Source organism: Streptomyces sp. NPDC004051 (assembly GCF_053604275.1).
This window is the reverse complement of the sequence record NZ_JBSGHG010000001.1, coordinates 434,263-454,908: the sequence shown is the minus strand read 5'-3', so window position 1 is coordinate 454,908 and position 20,646 is coordinate 434,263. Positions and strand designations below refer to the sequence as shown.

General features: G+C 70.1%; 20 protein-coding genes. 4 read left to right on the top strand and 16 right to left on the bottom strand.

Annotated features, from left to right (window positions below):
• Positions 1-520 precede the first annotated feature (520 nt).
• The 10 genes from ACWEQO_RS02090 to ACWEQO_RS02045 form a co-directional block, all read right to left on the bottom strand.
• Positions 521-4,780: a hypothetical protein gene (locus tag ACWEQO_RS02090; RefSeq protein ID WP_452977862.1), complete on the bottom strand. Its 4,260-nt coding sequence runs from the start codon at positions 4,778-4,780 to the stop codon at positions 521-523.
• Between the two features lie 191 nt (positions 4,781-4,971).
• On the bottom strand, positions 4,972-5,169 hold the full coding sequence (locus ACWEQO_RS02085) for a hypothetical protein (RefSeq protein WP_452977860.1): 198 nt from the start codon (positions 5,167-5,169) through the stop codon (positions 4,972-4,974).
• Between the two features lie 38 nt (positions 5,170-5,207).
• Positions 5,208-5,666, bottom strand: a complete 459-nt coding sequence (locus tag ACWEQO_RS02080) for a hypothetical protein (RefSeq protein WP_452977857.1) — start codon at positions 5,664-5,666, stop codon at positions 5,208-5,210.
• Positions 5,667-5,929: 263 nt separating this feature from the next.
• The gene (locus tag ACWEQO_RS02075) at positions 5,930-6,781 is read right to left on the bottom strand and encodes a hypothetical protein (RefSeq protein ID WP_452977854.1); all 852 of its coding nucleotides are present in this window, start codon (positions 6,779-6,781) and stop codon (positions 5,930-5,932) included.
• A complete protein-coding gene (locus tag ACWEQO_RS02070; protein WP_452977851.1) occupies positions 6,778-7,386 on the bottom strand; it encodes a hypothetical protein in 609 nt (202 codons plus the stop codon). The genes ACWEQO_RS02075 and ACWEQO_RS02070 overlap by 4 nt, the downstream gene beginning before the upstream one ends.
• Positions 7,383-7,625, bottom strand: a complete 243-nt coding sequence (locus tag ACWEQO_RS02065; RefSeq protein WP_452977848.1) for a hypothetical protein — start codon at positions 7,623-7,625, stop codon at positions 7,383-7,385. The genes ACWEQO_RS02070 and ACWEQO_RS02065 overlap by 4 nt, the downstream gene beginning before the upstream one ends.
• Positions 7,622-7,972 carry a hypothetical protein gene (locus ACWEQO_RS02060; protein ID WP_452977845.1) on the bottom strand — a complete coding sequence of 117 codons (351 nt, stop codon included), beginning with the start codon at positions 7,970-7,972 and terminating at the stop codon, positions 7,622-7,624. Before ACWEQO_RS02060 ends, ACWEQO_RS02065 begins: the two co-directional genes overlap by 4 nt.
• A 226-nt stretch (positions 7,973-8,198) precedes the next feature.
• Positions 8,199-9,332 carry an AAA family ATPase gene (locus tag ACWEQO_RS02055; protein WP_452977842.1) on the bottom strand — a complete coding sequence of 378 codons (1,134 nt, stop codon included), beginning with the start codon at positions 9,330-9,332 and terminating at the stop codon, positions 8,199-8,201.
• The gene (locus ACWEQO_RS02050) at positions 9,329-9,733 is read right to left on the bottom strand and encodes a hypothetical protein (protein ID WP_452977839.1); all 405 of its coding nucleotides are present in this window, start codon (positions 9,731-9,733) and stop codon (positions 9,329-9,331) included. Before ACWEQO_RS02050 ends, ACWEQO_RS02055 begins: the two co-directional genes overlap by 4 nt.
• Positions 9,730-9,957, bottom strand: a complete 228-nt coding sequence (locus ACWEQO_RS02045) for a helix-turn-helix transcriptional regulator (RefSeq protein WP_452977836.1) — start codon at positions 9,955-9,957, stop codon at positions 9,730-9,732. Before ACWEQO_RS02045 ends, ACWEQO_RS02050 begins: the two co-directional genes overlap by 4 nt.
• A 129-nt stretch (positions 9,958-10,086) precedes the next feature.
• Here ACWEQO_RS02045 and ACWEQO_RS02040 point away from each other — a divergent pair, with 129 nt between their 5' ends.
• Both ACWEQO_RS02040 and ACWEQO_RS02035 read left to right on the top strand, forming a co-directional pair.
• Complete coding sequence (locus ACWEQO_RS02040; protein ID WP_452977833.1) at positions 10,087-10,560, top strand: helix-turn-helix domain-containing protein; 474 nt, start codon at positions 10,087-10,089, stop codon at positions 10,558-10,560.
• The gene (locus ACWEQO_RS02035) at positions 10,523-11,632 is read left to right on the top strand and encodes a site-specific integrase (RefSeq protein WP_452977830.1); all 1,110 of its coding nucleotides are present in this window, start codon (positions 10,523-10,525) and stop codon (positions 11,630-11,632) included. Before ACWEQO_RS02040 ends, ACWEQO_RS02035 begins: the two co-directional genes overlap by 38 nt.
• 12 nt (positions 11,633-11,644) lie before the next feature.
• On the opposite strand, the gene glnA is transcribed toward ACWEQO_RS02035, so the two are convergent.
• Positions 11,645-13,054 (bottom strand): type I glutamate--ammonia ligase, encoded by a 1,410-nt coding sequence (glnA, locus tag ACWEQO_RS02030; protein WP_361448633.1) that lies wholly within the window; start codon positions 13,052-13,054, stop codon positions 11,645-11,647.
• A gap of 234 nt (positions 13,055-13,288) precedes the next feature.
• On the opposite strand from glnA, the gene ACWEQO_RS02025 reads away from it, so the two are divergent.
• Positions 13,289-13,759: an RDD family protein gene (locus ACWEQO_RS02025; protein ID WP_452977826.1), complete on the top strand. Its 471-nt coding sequence runs from the start codon at positions 13,289-13,291 to the stop codon at positions 13,757-13,759.
• A 136-nt stretch (positions 13,760-13,895) separates the two neighbouring features.
• Here ACWEQO_RS02025 and ACWEQO_RS02020 read toward each other — a convergent pair whose 3' ends face one another.
• The 4 genes from ACWEQO_RS02020 to lipB all read right to left on the bottom strand — a co-directional run bounded on the left by ACWEQO_RS02020 (position 13,896) and on the right by lipB (position 17,058).
• Entirely contained in the window at positions 13,896-14,600 is a 705-nt protein-coding gene (locus ACWEQO_RS02020) for a DUF4191 domain-containing protein (protein ID WP_361448639.1), read from the bottom strand.
• 55 nt (positions 14,601-14,655) lie between these two features.
• A complete protein-coding gene (locus ACWEQO_RS02015; protein ID WP_361448642.1) occupies positions 14,656-14,859 on the bottom strand; it encodes an SCO2195 family GlnR-regulated protein in 204 nt (67 codons plus the stop codon).
• A gap of 307 nt (positions 14,860-15,166) precedes the next feature.
• Positions 15,167-16,132 carry a lipoyl synthase gene (gene lipA, locus ACWEQO_RS02010; RefSeq protein WP_452977821.1) on the bottom strand — a complete coding sequence of 322 codons (966 nt, stop codon included), beginning with the start codon at positions 16,130-16,132 and terminating at the stop codon, positions 15,167-15,169.
• A gap of 128 nt (positions 16,133-16,260) precedes the next feature.
• A complete protein-coding gene (gene lipB, locus ACWEQO_RS02005) occupies positions 16,261-17,058 on the bottom strand; it encodes a lipoyl(octanoyl) transferase LipB (RefSeq protein ID WP_452977818.1) in 798 nt (265 codons plus the stop codon).
• A 358-nt stretch (positions 17,059-17,416) separates the two neighbouring features.
• Here lipB and ACWEQO_RS02000 point away from each other — a divergent pair, with 358 nt between their 5' ends.
• Positions 17,417-18,877 carry a regulator gene (locus ACWEQO_RS02000; protein ID WP_361448651.1) on the top strand — a complete coding sequence of 487 codons (1,461 nt, stop codon included), beginning with the start codon at positions 17,417-17,419 and terminating at the stop codon, positions 18,875-18,877.
• Positions 18,878-19,012: 135 nt separating this feature from the next.
• On the opposite strand, the gene ACWEQO_RS01995 is transcribed toward ACWEQO_RS02000, so the two are convergent.
• Entirely contained in the window at positions 19,013-20,407 is a 1,395-nt protein-coding gene (locus tag ACWEQO_RS01995; protein WP_452977815.1) for an NAD(P)/FAD-dependent oxidoreductase, read from the bottom strand.
• Positions 20,408-20,646: the final 239 nt, after the last annotated feature.

The window sequence follows — 20,646 nt, the reverse complement described above, 5'->3', positions numbered from 1 at the left end:
CTGACAGTCCTGGACAACCGCAGGTCACGGCGTCGGGGAGGTTGGACAGAGGTTGGACAACCCTGGACAGATGATCATGGTTCTGTCCTCGACTGTCCAACCTCTGTCCAACCTGCGACCTGCGCATCCCTTGATCATGTCCAACGTCTGTCCGACTGAAATGCCCCGGTATGCGAGGTGCTACAGCGCTGCTACTCGACTACTAAGCCCCTGGTCGCAGCCGCTACGGGAAGTGCTACGCCGACTGCTACGCATGATCAGTTAGCAGGGGCGTAGCACCTTCCGTAGCACCCGGCTTGCCCCGGTATGGGCTACTGCTCAAGCACTGCTCAGCACTGCTCGACCGCAGGTCACAGCCGCTCAAGGAGGTGCTCAAGCACTGCTCAGAGATTCCGTTGAGCAGTCGTTGAGCAGTTGACTGAGCAGCCCTGACCTGCGGTCGAGCACCCGTGAGCAGTAGCTGAGCACCCCGTCGAGCACCCGGAATGCCCAGCTATCACCCACCTTCCTTGACGGCCCGTCAGGACGCGTTCAGCACCTGGATGAGCTGCTGCTGATGGTCCTGCACCCGCACGTCGATGAACTGGCCCAACTCGCCCTCACGGGCGTGGAGCTCGACAACCACCGGCTGCTGCTGGCTGCCGCGGGCGAGCGCGTTGAACTGTGCCCCGGTCAGGACAGGCTCCGGCCGGCCGGTGCCGTTGTAGGCGAGGTTGAACCCCGGCTGCAGCATGCCGCCCTGGTCGTACTTGCCGGGCTGGAAGCCGTACCAGTCGGTGTACAGGCTGCTCTTGTACGAGCGGGCCCGGGAGCCGACGACCACACCGTCTCCGCCCCGGCTCTCCACGTTGGTCTTGCCGAGGGTGCCCGACGTGTGGCCCACGCCGGCGTTGGTGATGCCGATGCGGTACGGGCTGTTGCCGTTCTTGACCCAGCCGGGTGGAGCGGTCCGGCCGGAGAAGGCGCCCGTCGCCCACCTACGGTGCGGCTTCTGGCCTCGGATCACCGACTCGATCGCCGAGACGAACCCGCTGCAGTCCCAGCTGGGGTTGCCGTTGCCGCCCCACTGGTACGGCTTGCCGTGCTGCGTCTTCGCCCACTTCAGACCAGCCTGGATCCGCGGCCCGCCGATACCTCCGGCGCCCCGCTTGTCTGCCTCCTTGCTGTAGCCGAACAGCCGGTCAATGACCTTGCCGGGGATACGGCGAATCAGCTTCCCGAAGCCGGTATCCATGCCCGGGAACCGCTTCAGCAGCGGGTCGACCACGTTCTTCATGCCCGCCCGCGCCGACGCCTCGAGACCGTCCGTCAGCCACGACGCCGCCTCCTTCACCTTGTTCCACGCCGCCGAGCCGGCGCCCAGCCCGGCCTTCGCCGCGGACTTGATCCAGCCGAAGATGCCGCCATCGGCGAACCGCTGCACCACACCGCCCGAGGAGTACTTGAGGCTGCGGTCCGTCGGCATCGACGGGTTCCCGCCCAGCATCGGAGCCAGAGCAGCCTTCACGCCCTGCGCGCCGCCCGTCCTGGCGATCGCGTTCATCGAGTGGACGAACCCGGAGCCGACAGCGCGCGTGAACTCCGGCCGCATGATGGCCTCACCGCCACTGAGCTCGAGGCCGCCGCCCGTCGGCGACACGAACCGGTGCACGTCCCGGCCCGGCGTGTAGCCGGGCAGTACGCCACCCGAGGCGAAGCCGGTGAACTCCGGCAGCGGGTCACCGCCGAACGCCTTGGTGACGTACCCCCACACCTTCCGGATGCCCTTGTTGTAGACCGTGTTCGCCACGAACTCGACGGGCTTCTTCGCGATCCCCGAGATCTTGTCCCACGCCTTCTTGATGGCCTTCCGGGCAGCCTCGAAGGCTTCGCCGACCAGCCGGACGCCGGACTTCACCGAGCCGAACGCGGGCTTGATGCCCTTCTCCCACACGGCGCTGATGACCGACGAGACCTTGTCCCACGCCGGCTTGATGGCCTTGCTGTACGCCGTCTGGAACGCCTCGCCCAGCGTCTTCACCGCACCCCGGACCATCCGGAAGTAGCGCTGAACGATGTTCTTCCACCACCAGGAGATGACCTCCCCGATGCCGCGGAACACCGGGGCGAGGACGTTCTTCCACAGCCACATGGCCACCTTGGCGACCATCTTCCAGTAGCTGATGACGAACCCGATGTACGGCTTGATGATCTTCTGCCAGAGCCAGACGACGATGTCACCGATCCACGTGAACACCGGCTTGAGGACCGTCTCCCACAGCCACAGCGACGCCGTCTTCAACCAGTCCCACACCACCTGGACGCCCTCGCGGAACCACGAGAAGCGCTTGTACAGGTAGGTGACGGCCAGCACGACGGCCGTGATGCCGAGGATGATCCAGCCCCACGGGCCGGCCTTCGAGACCAGGTTGAACGCCCTGAGCGCCAGCGTCGCCAGCTTCTGCACCGCGGTCCACGCCATCACCCCGAGCCGCCACGCGCTCATCGCGACGACGATCCCGTAGATCCCCTGGACCACCCATGGCGCGGTGTCGGCGACCCACTGGATGCCCTCACCCAGCCAGGTGATGACCTGGAGCACGATGCTGCTGATCGGAGCCATCGCCTGCCCGATCGCCAGGGCCGCACCCGAGACGCTGCGCAGCGCCTCCCAGATCTTCGGCGCCATCTCCGAGGAGTACGACAGGAACCGCTCGAACTCCGGGGAGCCCTTCAGGCTCGAGCCCCAGTCGGCGAACTTCTTGGTGATGTCCTGCATCCGGCCGGAGATGGAATCCATGTGCGGCAGGAAGGCGGAGATCACCCCGGCCATGCCCTTGAACACGTTGCCGAACGCGACGCCGAACCCCTCGATGGCGGGCTTCACCGCCCCGGCCAGGTCGTCGCGGAAGTCCTTCCAGAACGGCTTCTTCAGCTCTGCCGACGCCCGGTCCATCAGGCCCTGGATCGCGTCCGCGGCCTCGGTCACGAACGGCGTCAGACCAGGCAGCGCCCGCTTCATGGCGTTCAGGGCGCGCGTGAAGATGGGCATCACCGCGGGCTGCAGGCTCTTGGACCAGGCGCCGAACGCATCCCGCAGGCCGGTGTACGCGGCCATCGTCTCCCGCGCGGCCGGCGTCAGCTTCGCCAACTCAGCCTGATACCTCTGCTGCGCCAGAGCCGCCTGGTCGACCGAAGCGGCGCCCGACTGCTGCGCCTGCGCCATCTGCCGCTGTGCCGATGAGATCGAGTCCGCAGCCGACTGCTGCGCCTGCGCCAACTGCTCCTGCGCCCGCGCAACCGACCGGGCCCCGTCCTCCTGAGTCCTAGTGACGTTCCTCTGCGCCTCAGCCACGCGCTCCTGCGCTTCGGCAATGTCCCGCTGCGACCGCACCGCCTGCCGGGCCGCATCCTCACGCGCCTTCGACAGCGCCTTCTGCTGCCTGGCAACCCCTGCCTCGGCCTGCCGCAGACGCTCCTGCGCATCCAGCACCCGATCCGAACCGTCGACGCCGGCCCTGTCCGCAGCCTCCTTCTCCGCCGACAACCGCTTCGTCTCGGACTGCTGGTCCTTGAGCCGCTGCACCGCCTGGTCGTAGGAGAGCTGGATACGCTGCTGGTCCCGCAGCGAGACCGCGTCACCGGCCTCCCGCATGCGAGTCAGCTTCTCCTGCGCCTCCTGTACCGCCAGGACAGCGTCCCGCTCGGACAGGGACGCGTTCGCGAGCCGGGACTCGAGGTCTTCGAGTTGCCGCGCGGCGTCCTTGCGGGCGTCGGTGAGGTCTTCCTGCGCCTGCCGGGCCGTCCGCTGCGCGTCCGCGAGGGACTCCTCCGCACTGCGGATCTGCTCGGCCGACTGCCGCTGCCGGTCCGCGGCCTGCTGTACCGCATCCGCCAGACCCTGCTTAGCCTGCTTCACCTGGTCGGCGGCCCGCTCGGTGGACTCCGCCGAATCCCTCGCCGCGTCGGCGACACCCTGCTCCGCCTGCCGGATCTGACGGGCCGCGTTCCGGTGCGCGGTCGCCAACGACTGCTGCGCCGACGCCATCTGCATGGACCGCTGCGCCGCCTGCGCCGCCGCCTGGCCACCCTGCCCCGTCGACTGCGTCGCAGCGTCCTGAGCGGCCTTCTGCGCCTGCAGAACCGTCCCAATCTGCTTGAACGCAGGCACCGCGACCAGAGCGATACCGCCGACACCCGCCGCAGCAGCAGCACCCGCCGCAGCAATCGCACCCAACCCCGCGGCAACCACCGGCAAGACCGGAAGGATCGCCGGCCCGAACGCCATCGCCGACGCGGCCAGCAGATTCAGGCTCGCCGCACCGGAGCGCGTGTCGACGTCCACCCGCGCCGTGCGGCCGTCGACCCGGGACACCTGCGCATTGAACGCCGCCAGTTGCGTGCTCGCCGCCGCGGCGTCCACCCGGATCTGCACGTCCGCGTCCGACGCCGACAGGCGGTCGAGGCGGGCCTGCAGCTGCGTCATCGCCGCGGACGCCGTCGCCGCGTCGACGTCGATACCGATCCGCACATCCCGCAGCGCCATCATCTGGGCGCGGATGTCGTACAGCTCCCGCTGCGCATCCGAGGAGTCCGCGCGAAGGCGAACCTCCGGCAGGTTCGCCAGAGCCGCCTGCAGCTGGCCCTTGAACGAGCGGGCGAACGTCGACCCGGTCGACTGGCCCTGCCTCGCGGCCGGCGCCTGAGCCTGACGGCCGCCAGCCGTCACGCCCGCTCGCACCGCGTCCGCGATACCCGCCGTGATGTACCGGCCCATCACCCGGCTGAGCTCGTTACCCACCTCCTCAGCGGCGGGCAAGAGTTGCCGCTGCATCCGCTGCCGGATGCCTGTCGCATTAGGTAGAACGTCGACTTCAACCGAGCCGACCGAGATTGCTGGCACCGCGCCGCCCTCCTAAGGCGTCGTGGCGCGGGCCCTTGAGGACAAAAGTAGATCAATCAGACCAGGGGCAGGATCCTGCCCGCGGTCACTCACGTACCGGGATCGTGTTGACGCTCCCCCCCGTGTACGGGTCTGGGACTTTTGATCTTCGGCTCAGGGCTGCCGCCAGCCGCCCACTCCTGCTGAGCGTCCTTCCAGCGGAAGCGGCCGAAGTAGTACCGCTCGATGTCGTCGTCCGGATCGTCCGACCACAGCTCCGGCCGGTACACGGCGAGCCAGTCGGGCATCTCGGCATCCGGCCGCAGAGGCTTCCGCCGCCGCCGGCTCACGACGCATCACCCCGGAACGCATTCCGGTAGTCGTCCAGCACCGCCGGAGACGACGACCACGTCTGCCTGTCCGGCACCGCACGGCCGCCATTCCACCGCGACAGAGCCGCCCTACGGCCCCGCTCCGACGGCGTCGACCGCTCCCCGGACTCCTCGCCCGGCCTGGTCGCCCCCAACTGCCGCAGCAGCCGCGACAGGGCCAGACGATGCCCCCGGATCTCCCGGATCAGCGGATTGGCGACCGGCTGCCCACGCGAACCCCTCGAGATGAGCTCACCGGCATCGAGGGCGGCGGCGATCCTGTCGATCTCATCCGCCAGCCGGGCCGCCTCCTCGAGAAGCAGCAGCTCATCCGGGTCGAGTTCCAGCTCCTCGAGGGTGTCCGTCCACAGCTTCAGGCCCCGCTCCCCGAGCCCATCCGGGGCCGGCGGAGGGGTGTACTCGTCATCAGCCACGATCGGCCTCCCTGGTAAATCCAACGTTCCTGCGTCGCATCGACGGTCAGGTGCATTGCGACCCCGATGCGGGAGAGATCGCCTAGGGGCCCCCGTCCCCGGGTGATCTATCCCGTTTTGGGCGCGGTCCGGCCGGCCTGGAGCTCGACCGGACCGCGGGGTCGACGCTGGAGAGCAGTCATGGCTAAGACCCTGCTCACCATGGGTGCGTTGCGGGATTCGTCGGACCGCTTCGCTGCCGTTGACGTCGACGATCATTGGGCTCAGCCTCGCAGTGCCTGTGCGACCGCGTGCTCGGCCTGCTGCCGTGTCAGGCCTGACGTCATGATGACCTGAATGGCGTTGTGCCAGCGGTCCATGGTCGCCTGCCGCTGCTCGACCTCTCCTGGTGTGGCCAGCTCGAGGGTGAAGTGTGGTGAGCGGGCGAGGTGGAGCCACCGTGACACGGGCTGGTGTCGGAGGTCGCGCCACTCGCGGAGCGCTGGCCCGACGTGGTCGCGCATCTTGTGCGCGAACACGTCCTCGACTGTCGGCTCCTCGGTGAGCTTGGCGACGGCGAACAGTTGGGCGTCGCGTCCGAGATCCTGTCCGACCGCGCGCGCCATGTCCTGCCTGTCGGCGACGAGCTGATCGAGCTGGACGGATGCGCTCTCCGCCTTCTCCCACGCGGCCGCGATGCGGCTGTCCCGCCAGTCGAGCATGTGCCGGTCGAGGAGCGCGGGGAGCTTTCCCGACTGGGTGGCCAGTGCTTTGGTCAGGGCGAGGAATTGGGGCTGGAGTCCAAGAATCCAGCCGGGGGCCTGATCGCGCACGAGCTTGTTGAAGCGGCGGGCGACGGGCTCCATGTAGTCCATGGCCACGTACCGGTGCGCTTCGGCGACCCGGTGGGCGCGGGCCCGCTCCTCGATGGCCGTCCGGAGTTCGTCGGCGGTCGAGGGCACGTCGTCGACCGTGGGCCGCTCGGGCACCGTCTTGTGGGCGGCTTCCATGACGACGTCCCACAGGCTGGCCGCGTCGTAGATCTCCTGCGGTATGGGGAGGCTGCGGCGTTCGGCTGCCTGGACGGCGTTGTGCGCCTTGCCAGTGTCGTGGCCGAAGTCGATGGCGGTGGTCACGCTGCCTCCGGTCCGTCGTTGCCGTACACCGTCATGGGGGAGTCGGCGAGCATGGTGACCTGCTGGGGGCTCATCCTGCCGAGCTCGGACGGCACGGCCGGCGTCATGTAGCTGGTGTCGTCGTAGGTGCCGGGCTCGCGCAGGGAGCGGAGCTCCTCGAGGTTGGCGGTGTAGCCGGGGGTGTTCTCGGCGTGCTGCTCGACGAGGGGCCGCCAGGCGTCGCCGAGGATGGGCAGGGTGGCCTGGTCGGCGGCCCACGAGCCGAGGGCGCGCATCATGTCGCGGTCGCCGTCGCGCTGGGCCCGCCGGTACGCGGCGAGCGCTTCGTCGGGGTGCGTGTAGCCGGCGGCCCGCTCCCGGGCGTCCCGCGCGGACAGGGCGTCGGTGCCGGAGAGTTCCCGGTTGCCGAACAGCCGCTTCTCCAGGGTGCTGCGCCGCTCCTCGTACTGCTGCCGGTCAGCCGTCCGGATGGCGTCGAGCTTGGCCGCGGCGTCCTGGTGGGCGCGCGCCATGGCGACCTGCTTCGCCTGCGGGGTGATGTCCTCGCGGGCGCGGATCTTCTCCACCTTGGCGTTGAACGCCTGACGGACCTGGTCGGGGGTCATGAGGGGTTCCCTTCGGTTGCGGCCGTCTGTGCGAGCTGCTGGGCGTCGCGGACGGCGCGGGCTACGGCTTCGGGGGTGATGGCTTCGCGGACGAGTTCGGCCATGGCGAGGACGGCGCCCTGACACGCGGCGGCAGCCTGGTCGGGCGGCAGGGTGGCGAGGAGCAGCCGCACGGCCTGGTCGTCGTCCCGCAGGGCGGCGGCGGTCACCAGGGCGGCCGTGCGCAGGTACGTGTTCACGACGCCTCCGGCCGGTGCTGCGATGGCAGATCTGCCATAGTCGCCTTACGCTCCGTGACCTGCGCGGACGGCCGGTGCTCGCACTGCTTCAGGTGCGTGTTGCCGCAGCCGGCCCGCCTCCGGCAGAGCGCCGTACCGCAGCCGAGCGGGCAACGCAGGTAGCTGCCCTTCCGCTGCAAGCGGGCGCACGTCCCGCAGAACACCCGGCGCAGCTTCGAGCGCTTCCGCGCGACGAGACCCGCAGCGCGCCGCTCGGCGAAAGCGTCACGCTCCTCTCGCTGCTGCTGCGTCTTTGCGGCGACAGCCGCGATACGGCGCTGTATCTGCTCCTCGACGTGGGATGCCACGGTGACTCCTTGTCTGTGGTGACCGCCGGAAAAGACGGCAGCAACAGGGGATGAGTGGGGGGCTGGGGTCGGGGCTGTCCGACCTGTCCGCTCCCTAAAGGAGGGGAGCGGAGCGGACAGGTCGTCCGGCATGCCCTGTCCGCTACCTGTCCCCGACCTGTCCGGGACAGGTATGACCTGCGGTTTCGTTGGAAACTGTCCGCTGAGTCCGGACAGGTGAGATGTCCTATTCATCCTGTCCTGTCCCTTCGGGGTCAGCGGACAGGTTTGCGGACAGGTTTTCCGCCCGGTTCCGGCGGTGCTCGATGACGTCCGAGAGCAGCTTGTTTTCCGCCTGGATGCCCAGGGCGGTAGCCCTGCGCCGGACCCTGTCGCGTCCCCAAGTCAGGGGCACGTCCGCGGCGTCGAGGGCGGCGGCGATCTCCTCGACGCGCCCCTGGTGCCCGGTGCGGGCCTGCGGCTGCGCGACGGGGTCGAGCGGCACCAGGACGACGGACGTGAGCGGGCTGCCGTCCTCCTTCGCCTCGCCGTCGAGGGCGACCTGGTGCAGCCCGAAGACGACGTCGCCGAGTTCTTCGTCGTCCTTCTGCTTGCCTGTCTTGAGGGTGACGGTGGTGTCGAGCAGGCTGCTGCCTTTGCGCTCGACGCCCAGCTCGGTCTGCAGCGCGCCCTTCACGGCGGTCGCTCCTCGGCCGCGGTCCCCGTCGTGTCCGGTGTGGTGGACGAGGAGTACGCAGGCTTCGGAGGCGGCCCGCAGTTGCTCCATGCGGTCGACGACGCGTCCCATCTCCGTGTTGCTGTTCTCCTCGATGCCGACGGTGACGCGGGCCTGCGTGTCGATGACGACGAGGGCGGGCCGCCATCTGCGGCACAACTCGATGAGCACCAGCCATTCGGTGTCCATGGCCTGTACGGGGCGGGGCAGGAAGTGGACGCCGGTCATCTTCCGCTGGTGGTGCTGCTCCCAGGCGCGGACCCGCTTGCGGATGCCGCGGATGCCTTCGGCGACGAGGTAGATGACCGGGCCCTGCGTGACCTCTTGGCCGTGCCAGGGCATGCCAGTGCCGACGCAGCCGGCGAAGTCGAGCGTCATGAACGACTTGAAGGTGCCGGACGCCCCGTACACGCGGGCAAGGGTGTCCCGGTACAGGACGTCCGCGATGACGGGCTCAAGCGGTTGGATGCTGTCGAGGGCTGCCGAGTCCAACAGCTCGGATTCGAGGACGTCGACGCAGGCGTTGAGGTAGTCCTGCGAGCTGGTGCCGATGGGGCGCGGGCCGGTCGTCTCGGCCGGGAAGTCTGCCCATAGGTCCTCGTCGGGCGGCTCGTTCCCGGGGAGGTAGGCGACGGGCTCGCTCATGCGGCCTCCCTTCGCTGCTGTTGGGCGGCCATCTGCCGGGCGACGGTGGTGAATGCCTCGGGGGTGGCGCGCTGCCAGAGCGGTTCGGGGTGGGTGAGTTGCCGGTTGAGGTCGTCGGCGATCTCGGGGTTGTACTTCCGCCACATCTCGGCGAAGGCGACGAGGCCGGCCATCTTGCGGGGGTCCTCGAGGGGGAGCGCGCACCAGTCGTCGCTGCCGTAGTCGACGTAGTCGCCGCGCTTGTAGCGGGCCTTCGCCGCGGCCCAGTAGTCCCGGAGGATGGCGTCCGGTTCCGTCTCCGGCTTCGCCTGCGCTACGGTGGGAGCGGACTTACCGCCCGCTGCGGAGTCTTCCTGAGAAGGGCCTGTGTGGAGCAGGCCCTTCTTTGCGTTCCTGGTCATGCTGCTCGCTGCCCCCGGCCTGCCTGTTCGGCGTCGTGGGCGTCGATGTCGTCCCAGCGGGCCCGCAGGTACTTACCGACCGGGAACATCAGCCGTCCGGGTCCGGTCTGCGTCTGGTGCCAGTAGTAGATGGTCTTCCGGGGGACCCCGTAGTGCTCGGCGAGATCCTCGGCAGTGGCGAGCGGTCGCCTGTCGGCGCTGCGCGGGAGGGTTGCCCGTGCCATTCCTGCTCCTCCTGAGGTGAATGCGGAGCGCAATGTTCTTTGAAAGCACATTGCGTCACGTGAGTGCCCTATCAGTGCCGATGATGCCCCATGGTTGCTTGTACCGCAACAACCTCATACTGTTCCCTCATGGAACAAGCTGAGGCGATGACCCCTGTTGAGGCCATCACGCGCCGTGTCAGGGAGGCGCGCAATCGGAAGGGCATGACGGCTCAGGAGTTGGCCGACAGGTTGAAGGCCAGCGGAGTCCCTTGGGATCGGGGCACCGTGACCAAGCTGGAGACGGGCCGGCGGCAGAACGTCACGGTGGTCGAGCTGCTTGCGCTGTCACGGGCGCTCGACATTGCGCCGATCCACCTGCTTGTACCGCTCGAGGACGGGGTTCCGTACCTGGTCACCCCGAATGAGCCGGTGGCGACGGAGCGAGTGCGCTACTGGATTCGCGGAATCGTGCCCCTGGGCGGCACGGATCAGCGAATCTTCAGGACCGAAGTGCCCATTCCGGAGTTGCGTGCCTGGGACCGCGATGAAGCGGACGGGCGCGAACGTGAGCAGCGGAGAGCCGATGGCCAGCAAGAGCATCAAGAAGCGCCCGAACGGTAAGTGGCGGGCCCGGTACCGAGATCTCGCCGGCAAGGAGCATGCCCGGCACTTCGACCGGAAGGTCGACGGGGAGCGGTGGCTCGACGAGGTCACGGCCGCGCTGGTGACTAACACCTACGTCGACCCGCGGGACAAGAAGCTGACGGTCGACGAATGGTGCGACTTGTGGATCGAGTCCTATGCGAAGCGTGAGTCGACCGTGCGGCAGGCCAAGGTGCACCTGGCGCAGATCCGGCAGGAGTTCGGGGCGCTACCGCTGATGGCCGTGGACGAGATGGCGGTGAAGCGGTGGATGGCCCGGCTGCTGCGAGAGGGCGCCTCCGACTCGTACAGGTACGCCCTGCATAACCGGCTGTCTCAGGTGATGAGGGCCGCGGTCCGCGCGAAGAAGATCACGGCGAACCCGTGCTCACGGGAGACGTCGCCGGGTGAGGGGAAGCAGCGGCCCTACGTCTGTACGGATGCACAGCTGTGGAAGCTGTACGAGGCCGCGGAGGAGAAGTACCGGCCCGCGATCCTGCTCGGGGCGTTCGTCGGCCTGCGTACCGCGGAGGCGTGCGGGCTGCGCCTGGTCGACGTCGACCTCGACGCGCGCACGGTGACACCAGCGGTGCAGTACCCGGACAAGCCGCTGAAGACGGAGTCGAGCATGGCGGCCGTGCCGATCCCGGACGTGTTCGTCGGGGAGCTGAAGCGGCTACTGGACGGCCGCACGGACGGGTGGGTGCTGCTGGACGATGACGGCGCCCAGCTCGGGCCGTGGAAGGTGGAGCGGCACATGCGCCGGATCCGCAAACAGGTCCCGGGCCTGTCCCCGGTGTTCCGGTTCCACGACCTCCGGCACTACTACGCGAGCATGCTCATCGCGAGTGGCGCGGACGTGAAGGTCGTTCAGCAGCGGCTGCGGCACGCGTCGGCTGCGGTCACGCTGCGTACCTACATCCACCTGTGGCCCGACTCGGACCAGACGACGCGGGCCGCTGTCGAGCGCGCGATGGGTCCCTTGATCAATAACGTTGCGGACCCTGTGCGGACTGACGATGAGTCCGCACAGGGTCCGCACAGCGTATAGCCCTGTTGATCTCTACACGTCGAAGTACAGCTCGAACTCGTGCGGGTGCGGGCGGAGGGCCAGGGGGGCGATCTCGCTGGTGCGCTTCAGGTCGATCCAGGTCTCGATCAGGTCGGACGTGAAGACGTCGCCCTGGAGGAGGAACTCGTGGTCGGCCTCGAGGTGGTCGAGGACGGCGGTGAGGGAGGTCGGGACCTGGGCCACGTTGGCGTGCTCCTCGGGAGCCAGCTCGTAGAGGTCCTTGTCGATCGGCTCGGCCGGCTCGATCTTGTTCTTGATGCCGTCCAGGCCCGCGAGCAGCAGGGCCGAGAACGCCAGGTAGGGGTTGCCGGAGGCGTCCGGGGCGCGGAACTCGACGCGCTTGGCCTTCGGGTTCGAGCCGGTGATCGGGATGCGCATCGCGGCGGAACGGTTGCGCTGCGAGTACACCAGGTTCACCGGGGCCTCGAAGCCCGGCACCAGGCGGTGGTACGAGTTCACCGTCGGGTTGGTGAAGGCCAGCAGCGACGGGGCGTGCCTGAGGATGCCGCCGATGTAGTAGCGGGCCATGTCCGAGAGGCCGGCGTAGCCCTGCTCGTCGTAGAACAGCGGTTCGCCACCGGCCCACAGCGACTGGTGGACGTGCATGCCCGAGCCGTTGTCACCGAAGATCGGCTTCGGCATGAAGGTCGCGGTCTTGCCGTTGCGCCAGGCGACGTTCTTCACGATGTACTTGAAGAGCTGCAGGTCGTCGGCGGCGGCGAGCAGGGTGTTGAACTTGTAGTTGATCTCGGCCTGGCCGGCGGTGCCCACCTCGTGGTGCTGGCGCTCGACCTTCAGGCCGGACCGGGCCAGCTCCAGCGAGATCTCGGCGCGCAGGTCGGCGAAGTGGTCGACCGGAGGGACCGGGAAGTAGCCGCCCTTGTAGCGGACCTTGTAGCCGCGGTTGTCCTCCAGCGCGCCGGTGTTCCAGGCGCCCGCCTCGGAGTCGATGTGGTAGAAGGACTCGTTCTCGGACGTCTTGAAGCGCACGCTGTCGAAGACGTAGAACTCGGCCTCGGGGCCGAAGAACGCGGTGTCCGCGATGCCGGTGGAGGCCAGGTACGCCTCGGCCTTCCGGGCCACGTTGCGCGGGTCGCGGGAGTACTGCTCGCCCGTGATCGGGTCGTGGATGAAGAAGTTGATGTTCAGCGTCTTGTCGCGGCGGAACGCGTCGAGCCTCGCGGTCGAGAGGTCCGCGCGCAACGACATGTCGGACTCGTGGATGGCCTGGAAACCACGGATCGAGGATCCGTCGAAGGCCAGCTCCTCGTCCGGGTCGAACGCTTCGGCGGGCACCGTGACGTGCTGCATCACACCCGGGAGGTCGCAGAAACGGACGTCGATGAACTTGACGTCCTCGTCCGCGATGAACTTCTTGGCCTCGTCGGCGTTCTGGAACATCCAGCTCCTCCTACTCCCGACCGTCCCGCCGGGGTGGTAGATCGTCGTGCGGCCGGTGCAGGCGGCCCGCGCTGTACCCGACCCTAGGGACGGGGCATTTCTCCGGCGTGACCCATTTGTTTCGCACAAGTTAACCAGCACATCCCTCACGGGGGTCCGGACACGCGTCGCCGTCCTGCCTCGTCCCGCACCCCGCCGTCCCCCGGCCGTATTCGGGCGCAGTACCGTGTAGGGGTGGACAACAGGCAGGTAATCGGTTCGTGGCTCTCCGGGCCGCGCGCGGCCCTGGAAGAGGCCGGCGCCGACCTCGGATACCGGGGGCAGCAGCTCGGGCTGCCGGAGGACGGGCCGGGCTCCCTCGCTCGTCCGGGCCGGAGGCTGGGCGCCCTGGCCGTCGACTGGGGCCTGTGCGCGCTGGTCGCGTCCGGCCTGATCACCGACGGCTTCAACGGGCAGACGACCAGCAACTGGACGCTGCTGGTGTTCTTCGTGCTGAGCGTCCTCACCGTCGGCACGGTCGGGTTCACTCCCGGCAAGCGCCTGTTCGGCCTGCGCGTCGTCGCCGTGGACAGCGGGCGGGTGCAGCCGCTGCGCGGCCTGATCCGCTCCGCGCTGCTCTGCCTCGCGATCCCCGCCCTGATCTGGGACCGCGACGGCCGCGGTCTGCACGACCGACTGGCCCGCACGGTCGAGGTCCGGATCTGAACCGGTCCCGAAGGGCCCGCCCGAGGGACACCGGAGGATCTCCGAGGACCCCGAGGGATTCTGACCGTCGTACACGACGAGGGGCGCCCGGAGACATCTCCGGGCGCCCCTCGTCGTGAGCCGTGTACGGCGGGCCTCAGCGGGACTTCGGGCCGCCGCCCTTCGGGAGCTTCATGCCCTTGGGCATGGGGCCCTTCGGGAGCGGCATGTTGCTCATCAGGTCGCCCAGCGCGCGCAGCCGGTCGTTGGTCACGGTGACCTGCGGGCCGGTGAGGACGCGGGGCAGCTTGAGCATGGTCGTGCGCAGCTTCTTCAGTTCGACCTGGCCCTCGCCCGTGCCCACGATCATGTCGTGCACCGGGACGTCCGCGACGATGCGGTTCATCCGCTTCTTCTCGGCGGCGAGCAGGCTCTTCACCCGGTTCGGGTTACCCTCGGCGATCAGCACGATGCCGGCCTTGCCGACCGCGCGGTGCACCACGTCCTGGTTGCGGTTCATCGCGACCGCGGGGGTCGTCGACCAGCCCCGGCCGACGTTGTCCAGCACGGCCGCGGCGGCGCCCGGCTGCCCCTCCATCTGCCCGAAGGCCGCCCGCTCGGCCCTGCGCCCGAACACGATCGCCGTCGCGAGGAAGGCGAGCAGGAAGCCCAGGATGCCGAGATAAACGGGGTGACCGATCAAGAAGCCGATCGCGAGGAAGACACCGAAGGTGACGATTCCGACAGCCGCGAGTACAAGGCCGATCTTCTTGTCGACCCTGCGGGTCATCTTGTAAGTCAGAGCGATCTGTTTCAGTCGCCCGGGGTTCGCAGCGTCCGCTGCGGTTTCCTTCCTCGCCATGCCACGAAGTCTACGTGTCCCCGGCAGCGGGGACGACGGCAGTGTCTTCGGAGGCTCAGAGACCGGTGCCGGTCGGGAACTGGCCGAGTACGCGCTCCGCCTCCACCCGGTCCTTGGCGCGGCGGCGGTCCTCCAGGACGGAGGTCCAGGCGTTGCGACGGGCGGTGCGCTGGCCGCTGCTCATCAGCAGCGACTCGACGGCGCGCAGCGCGGTGCCGAAGGACGGGATGGCGGTGGCGCGGACCGGTGCGGCCTGCATCGTGGAGGTCCCTCCTCGAAGCGTCTTCGGGTACGGGTACGAATGCGAGTACGACGGTGGGTGCGGCTGTGAGCGCGGGTGCACGTGCCGTGAATCCAGGGTCACTGATTGGTGTTACCAGGGCGTGACCCCCCGGTCAAACGCACGTGAAGCCCCGGTTCGAGCCGCGTGGACGCCGACGCGGTCCCGGCGTACGCCCTCATCTGCGAGGACGACCGGGACCGCGTCGTATCGGCCATTACCGGCCAGTAGTTTCTTGTGCGCGAGTTCACACGTGTGCCGTACGGCACACGGCGGGAACGCCGTGTCAGACGGCCTGGGCGGCGATGTACGCACCGCGCTTCTCGACCGCCATCCGGTAGAGGCGGCCGGCCCGGTACGAGGAACGGACCAGCGGGCCGGACATCACACCGGAGAAGCCGATCTGCTCGGCCTCCTCCTTCAGCTCCACGAACTCGTGCGGCTTCACCCAGCGCTCGACGGGGTGGTGGCGCACCGAGGGGCGCAGGTACTGCGTGATGGTGACCAGCTCGCAGCCGGCGTCGTGCAGCTGCCGGAGCGCGTCGCTGATCTCCTCGCGGGTCTCGCCCATGCCGAGGATCAGGTTCGACTTGGTGACCAGGCCGTAGTCCCGGGCGGCGGTGATGACCTCCAGGGAGCGGTCGTAGCGGAAGCCGGGGCGGATCCGCTTGAAGATGCGGGGCACCGTCTCGACGTTGTGCGCGAACACCTCGGGGCGGGAGGAGAAGACCTCCTCCAGCTGCTCGGGGACCGCGTTGAAGTCGGGGGCCAGCAGCTCGACCTTGGTGCGGCCGTCCGCGCGCCCGGCGGTCTGCGCGTGGATCTGGCGCACGGTCTCGGCGTACAGCCAGGCGCCGCCGTCCTCCAGGTCGTCGCGGGCGACGCCGGTGATGGTGGCGTAGTTCAGGTCCATGGTGACCACGGACTCGCCCACGCGGCGCGGCTCGTCACGGTCGAGCGCCTCGGGCTTGCCGGTGTCGATCTGGCAGAAATCGCAGCGCCGGGTGCACTGGTCGCCGCCGATGAGGAAGGTCGCCTCGCGGTCCTCCCAGCACTCGTAGATGTTCGGGCAGCCGGCTTCCTGGCAGACCGTGTGCAGGCCCTCGCTCTTGACGAGGTTCTGCATCTTCGTGTACTCGGGCCCCATCTTCGCCCGGGTCTTGATCCACTCGGGCTTGCGCTCGATCGGGGTCTGGCTGTTGCGGACCTCCAGGCGCAGCATCTTGCGTCCGTCCGGTGCGACTGCGGACACGTCGGCTCCCTAGCTTCGATTCTTCGGCGTACACCAGGGTACGCCCGTGTTTGGCGGGCTTGACGGTCAGGCCAACCTCCGAGACCCGGGGCCCATTCCCGCCGCGCCGGACGGTCGTGGCCGCCGGCTCAGGCGGTGGCGCGGACGATCTCCCGCGGTTTGAGGTCGGCGTTCTGCAGGATGTCGCGCAGATGCCGCTCCACCACGGGCAGCACCTCCTCGATCGTGATGTCGCGGCCCAGTTCGCTCGCGAGGGAGGCGACGCCGGCGTCGCGGATGCCGCACGGGATGATCCGGTCGAACCACTTGTTGTCGGGCTGCACGTTGAGCGCGAAGCCGTGCATCGTGACGCCCTTGGCCACCCGGATGCCGATCGCGGCGATCTTGCGGTCCTCCCGGCGCTGGCCGGCGTTGGAGGGGGCGTACTGGGGGCCGTTCAGCCGCGGGTCGAACTCCTCGTCGTGCAGGCGGGGGTCGAAGTCCAGGGAGAGCCCGCCGAGCGCCGGGCGCTGCTCGAGCGGGTCGCCGAGCACCCACACACCGCTGCGTCCCTCGATCCGGGTGGTCTCCACGCCGAACTCCGCGCAGGTGCGGATCAGGGCCTCCTCCAGGCGCCGGACGTGCGCCACCACGTCCACCGGCCGGGGAAGCTTCTGGATCGGGTAGCCCACCAGCTGGCCGGGGCCGTGCCAGGTGATCTTGCCGCCGCGGTCCACGTCGACGACCGGGGTGCCGTCGAGGGGGCGCTCACTGTCCTGGGTGCGCCGGCCGGCCGTGTAGACCGGGGGGTGCTCCAGCAGGATGACGGTGTCGGGCACCTCGTCGGCGAACCGCGCCGCGTGCACCCGGCGCTGCTCGTCCCAGGCCACCTGGTAGTCGACGGCCTCGGCCCCGAAGCCCATTCGGACGAACCGCAACTCACTCACGGCGAGCGCCTCCCGGAAGGTAGTAAGGCAGGACGAACATGGAACACAGAACGCGGTAAGGCACGAAAGGTGCCCAAGCCACTGTACGACCGTACGACCGGCTCTCCTTTCGGCGGCGGGTTCAGGGGGAGGTTCCGGGGGCGGCTCCGGTGGTATTTCCGGCGCGCGTCCGGCGCCCGTGCCGGTCGCTGTCCGTCAGCCTCGGGGGAAATCCTCACACGATCGGATGAATGCGGATCGAAATATGCCACCAGGCGTTTACTCTCCGCTACATTCGCGCCGTCCAGAAGGCCATAAGGGCTGCTCACAGGTGATCCGGGCATCAACGTTCGCCGGAAGGCAGGAGACCGCACCACAGATGACGGAACGACCCGCGCAGCGCACCCCCAACCGCCAACTTGCCGCGCTCATCGCAGAAGCGGGGTTCTCCAACGCGGGACTCGCCCGTCGTGTGGACCAGCTGGGTCTCGAGCACGGGCTCGACCTGAGATACGACAAGACCTCCGTCACCCGCTGGCTGCGCGGGCAGCAGCCCAGGGGGACCACACCCGCGCTGATCGCCGAGGTCTTCACCCGGCGCCTCGGCCGCCGGCTCACCGCCCAGGACCTCGGCCTGGACGCCTGCGCGCCCGTCTACGCGGGCCTGGAGTTCGCCGCCTCCCCGGAGGAGGCCGTCGACATCGTCAGCGGGCTGTGGCGCAAGGACTCCGGCAGCCACGCCGAGCTGCGCAAGATCGCCTTCACCTCGGCCGGGCTCGTCGTGCCCAGCCGGGACTGGCTCATCGGCCGCGCCGACGAGAGGGTGGCCCGCCTCGAGCCGCCGGTCCGCGTCCCCGCACAGGCCCGCCCGGCCGGCCGCCCCACCGGACCGCCCGAGTTCGGCGCCCGCCGCCGGGCGGCCGAGCGCGGCCCCGGCCAGCGGGTCACCGGCGGCGACATCGCCGCGCTGCGCTCGGTCGGCGAGCTGTTCCGCACCCTCGACGACGCCTACGGCGGCGGCCACGCCCGCCAGGCCCTGGTGCGCTACCTGGAGCACGAGTGCGAGCCGATGCTGCGCGGCACCTACGGCGAGCAGACCGGCCGCCGGCTGTTCGCCGCCGTCGCCGACCTGACCCGGCTGGCCGGCTGGACGTCGTACGACATCGGCGCGCACGGACTCGCCCAGCGCTACTTCGTGCAGGCGCTCCGCCTCGCGCAGGCCGCCGGGGACCGGACCTACGGCGCGTACGTGCTGGTCACCATGAGCCGGCAGGCCGTCTACCTCGGCCACGGGCGGGAGGCGGTGCAGCTCGCGCGAGTGGCCCAGCAGGGCGCGGGAAACTCCGCCCCGCCCGCCGTGCAGGCCCTGCTGCACGCGGTCGAGGCGCGCGGGCACGGGGTGCTCGGCGAGGTCCGGGCCTGCACCGCGGCCCTGGTGCGCGCCGAACGCGCCCTGGAGAACGCCCGGCCCGGCGACGAGGTGCCGCACTGGGTGCGGTTCTTCGACGAGGCCCAGCTCGCCGACGAGTTCGGCCACTGCCACCGTGACCTCCAGCAGTTCCGCGCCGCGGCCCAGCACGCGGAGCGCTCGCTGCAGCTGCGCGCCCCCGGCTACGCCCGCAGCCGCCTGTTCTGCCGGGTCGTCCTCGCCACCGCGCGCCTCGGCCTCGGCGAACTCGACCAGGCCTGCCTGCTCGCCGCCGAGGCGGCCGGCCAGGCGTCCGAGATGCGCTCGGTACGGGCCGTGGAGTACGTCCGGGACTTCGAGCGCAGGCTGGAGCCCTACCGCGACACGGCACCGGTACGCGTCTACCGCGACAGGATCGCGGCGTACTGCTGAGCCGCCGCGGCCGCCCCGCCGGCGGCTGCACCGCCCCACCGCGGCCGCACCGTCGCGGTGGGGCGTGGTTGGGGCCACCGCGTCCCTCCGGGGCTGGTCACCGGAGGGACGCGGGGCGGCTGGGGGAGCGGCCGGTCAGGCCGCTCGGGCCGTGGGCAGGGGGTCCGCCCTGTGCATCGGACGGCCCACGCCGAGGTCCGTGAGGATCGCGGCCGAGGCGCGGTGGCCCGAGTGCAGGGCGCCCTGCACGGTGCTGCTGTCCCGGTGGTCGCCGCACACGTACAGGCCCGCCAGCAGCCGCACCGGCCGCCGCAGATCGTGCGGCGGCCGCATGGACGGGACGGCCTCGGCGGTGTGGTAGACCCCGAGCGTCTCCCAGCGCGCCGTCGACGTGCCGTACAGCCTGGCCAGATGCATGCGCACACCGGTGTCGATCTGGGCGCCGGGCGGTCCCAGGACCGTGGACGAGACCAGCGCGCGGTCGGCCGGGGCCCGGGACGGGTCGACCCGGCTGACCACCGCCGTGTGCGCCACCGGACCGCCCCGGTCGGCGTCCAGGAGCAGCGAGGCGCCGGTCTCCGGGGGGTCGTCGGTGGCGTGGTGCACCACCGTCACCGGGTGGAAGTCCGGCACCCGCAGTCCCGGCAGCAGCCGGGCGGCGGCCCGCGCGTCCGTCGCGACCAGCACCGCGCGGCAGCGGAACTCGCCGTGCTCGGCGGTGGTCACCGACGTCGTGGAGACGGAGGTGACCCGGACGCCCGTGTGCACCGTGCCCGGCGGCAGCCCCCGCGCCAGCAGTTCCGGCAGCGTCTCCGCGCCGCCCTCCGGCACACACAGCGGTCCGGCCGCGAAGGCGCGCAGCGCGAGGTCCGCGCACCGGCTCGACGTGGTGAGGTCCGGGTCGCACAGCAGGGCGGCGAGCAGCGGGCGGAGGAATCCGTCGACGGTGCGGGCCGGCAGGCCCCGGGCGGTGAGCGCCTCGGCGGCGGTCGACTCGGGGCGGGCCAGCAGCCGTTCCACCGGAGTGCCGGCCAGCCGGGTGAACGCGGCACTCAGGCGGGCCTGGTCGACGGCCGTCCCCAGGGGGGCGCCGGTCCGGCCCCGGGGCGTGGACACCTGCCGTCCGGGAACGGCCGCCGGCCTCCTGGGCGCGGCCCCCGCCCGGGGGGCGCCCGCAAGGGCGCGCACCGTGTGGAGTGCGCCCCTCGCGCCTCTCGCGCCGATCGGTACGCCGGCCCGGTGGTGGCGTCCGTCGCTGTGCAGCAGGACACCGGGGGCGAACGGGCGCAGGGCCAGCCCGTCCCGGTCGACGGCCGGCCGCAGTTCGGGATAGGCCGTGGACAGCAACTGCCCGATCCTGTCGAGCCGGAAGCCGTCGACCTTGTCGGTCGCCATCCGGCCGCCCACGGTATGGGCGGCCTCAAGGACCACGGTGGTGACTCCAGCGCTGGTCAGGCGTCGCGCCGCGGAGAGTCCGGCTACGCCGGCCCCCACGACGACGACGTCCGCCTGGTACGTGGGCTCAAGCACGTGCCCCTCCTCGAGGTTGCGCGGACGCTGGAGACGTGATGCCCCCAACAGGCCCCAGGAATACCCGAGTTCTGGTCGAGGTTAGGTCCGTGACGGACCGCCTGGCGTCGCGCACCGACAGGGGCACGGGCGCACGGCGGTCGCACACACCCGCCGGGCGGCCACCGCACGGCCCTCCGGGGCGCACCGGCTTCGACCACCGGCCCTCCACGCCCCCGGCCACCCGCCCCTCGCGGCGG

What these genes read in the sequence shown, in the direction of transcription:
- ACWEQO_RS02055 (WP_452977842.1), bottom strand. Translation starts at nt 9,332, where the DNA reads ATGAGCGAGCCCGTCGCCTACCTCCCCGGGAACGAGCCGCCCGACGAG.
- ACWEQO_RS02020 (WP_361448639.1), bottom strand. Translation starts at nt 14,600, where the DNA reads ATGGCGAGGAAGGAAACCGCAGCGGACGCTGCGAACCCCGGGCGACTG.
- ACWEQO_RS02085 (WP_452977860.1), bottom strand. Translation starts at nt 5,169, where the DNA reads ATGCCCGACTGGCTCGCCGTGTACCGGCCGGAGCTGTGGTCGGACGAT.
- ACWEQO_RS02070 (WP_452977851.1), bottom strand. Translation starts at nt 7,386, where the DNA reads ATGACCCCCGACCAGGTCCGTCAGGCGTTCAACGCCAAGGTGGAGAAG.
- ACWEQO_RS02040 (WP_452977833.1), top strand. Translation starts at nt 10,087, where the DNA reads ATGGAACAAGCTGAGGCGATGACCCCTGTTGAGGCCATCACGCGCCGT.
- ACWEQO_RS02000 (WP_361448651.1), top strand. Translation starts at nt 17,417, where the DNA reads ATGACGGAACGACCCGCGCAGCGCACCCCCAACCGCCAACTTGCCGCG.
- ACWEQO_RS02045 (WP_452977836.1), bottom strand. Translation starts at nt 9,957, where the DNA reads ATGGCACGGGCAACCCTCCCGCGCAGCGCCGACAGGCGACCGCTCGCC.
- ACWEQO_RS02015 (WP_361448642.1), bottom strand. Translation starts at nt 14,859, where the DNA reads ATGCAGGCCGCACCGGTCCGCGCCACCGCCATCCCGTCCTTCGGCACC.
- ACWEQO_RS02050 (WP_452977839.1), bottom strand. Translation starts at nt 9,733, where the DNA reads ATGACCAGGAACGCAAAGAAGGGCCTGCTCCACACAGGCCCTTCTCAG.
- glnA (WP_361448633.1), bottom strand. Translation starts at nt 13,054, where the DNA reads ATGTTCCAGAACGCCGACGAGGCCAAGAAGTTCATCGCGGACGAGGAC.
- ACWEQO_RS02035 (WP_452977830.1), top strand. Translation starts at nt 10,523, where the DNA reads ATGGCCAGCAAGAGCATCAAGAAGCGCCCGAACGGTAAGTGGCGGGCC.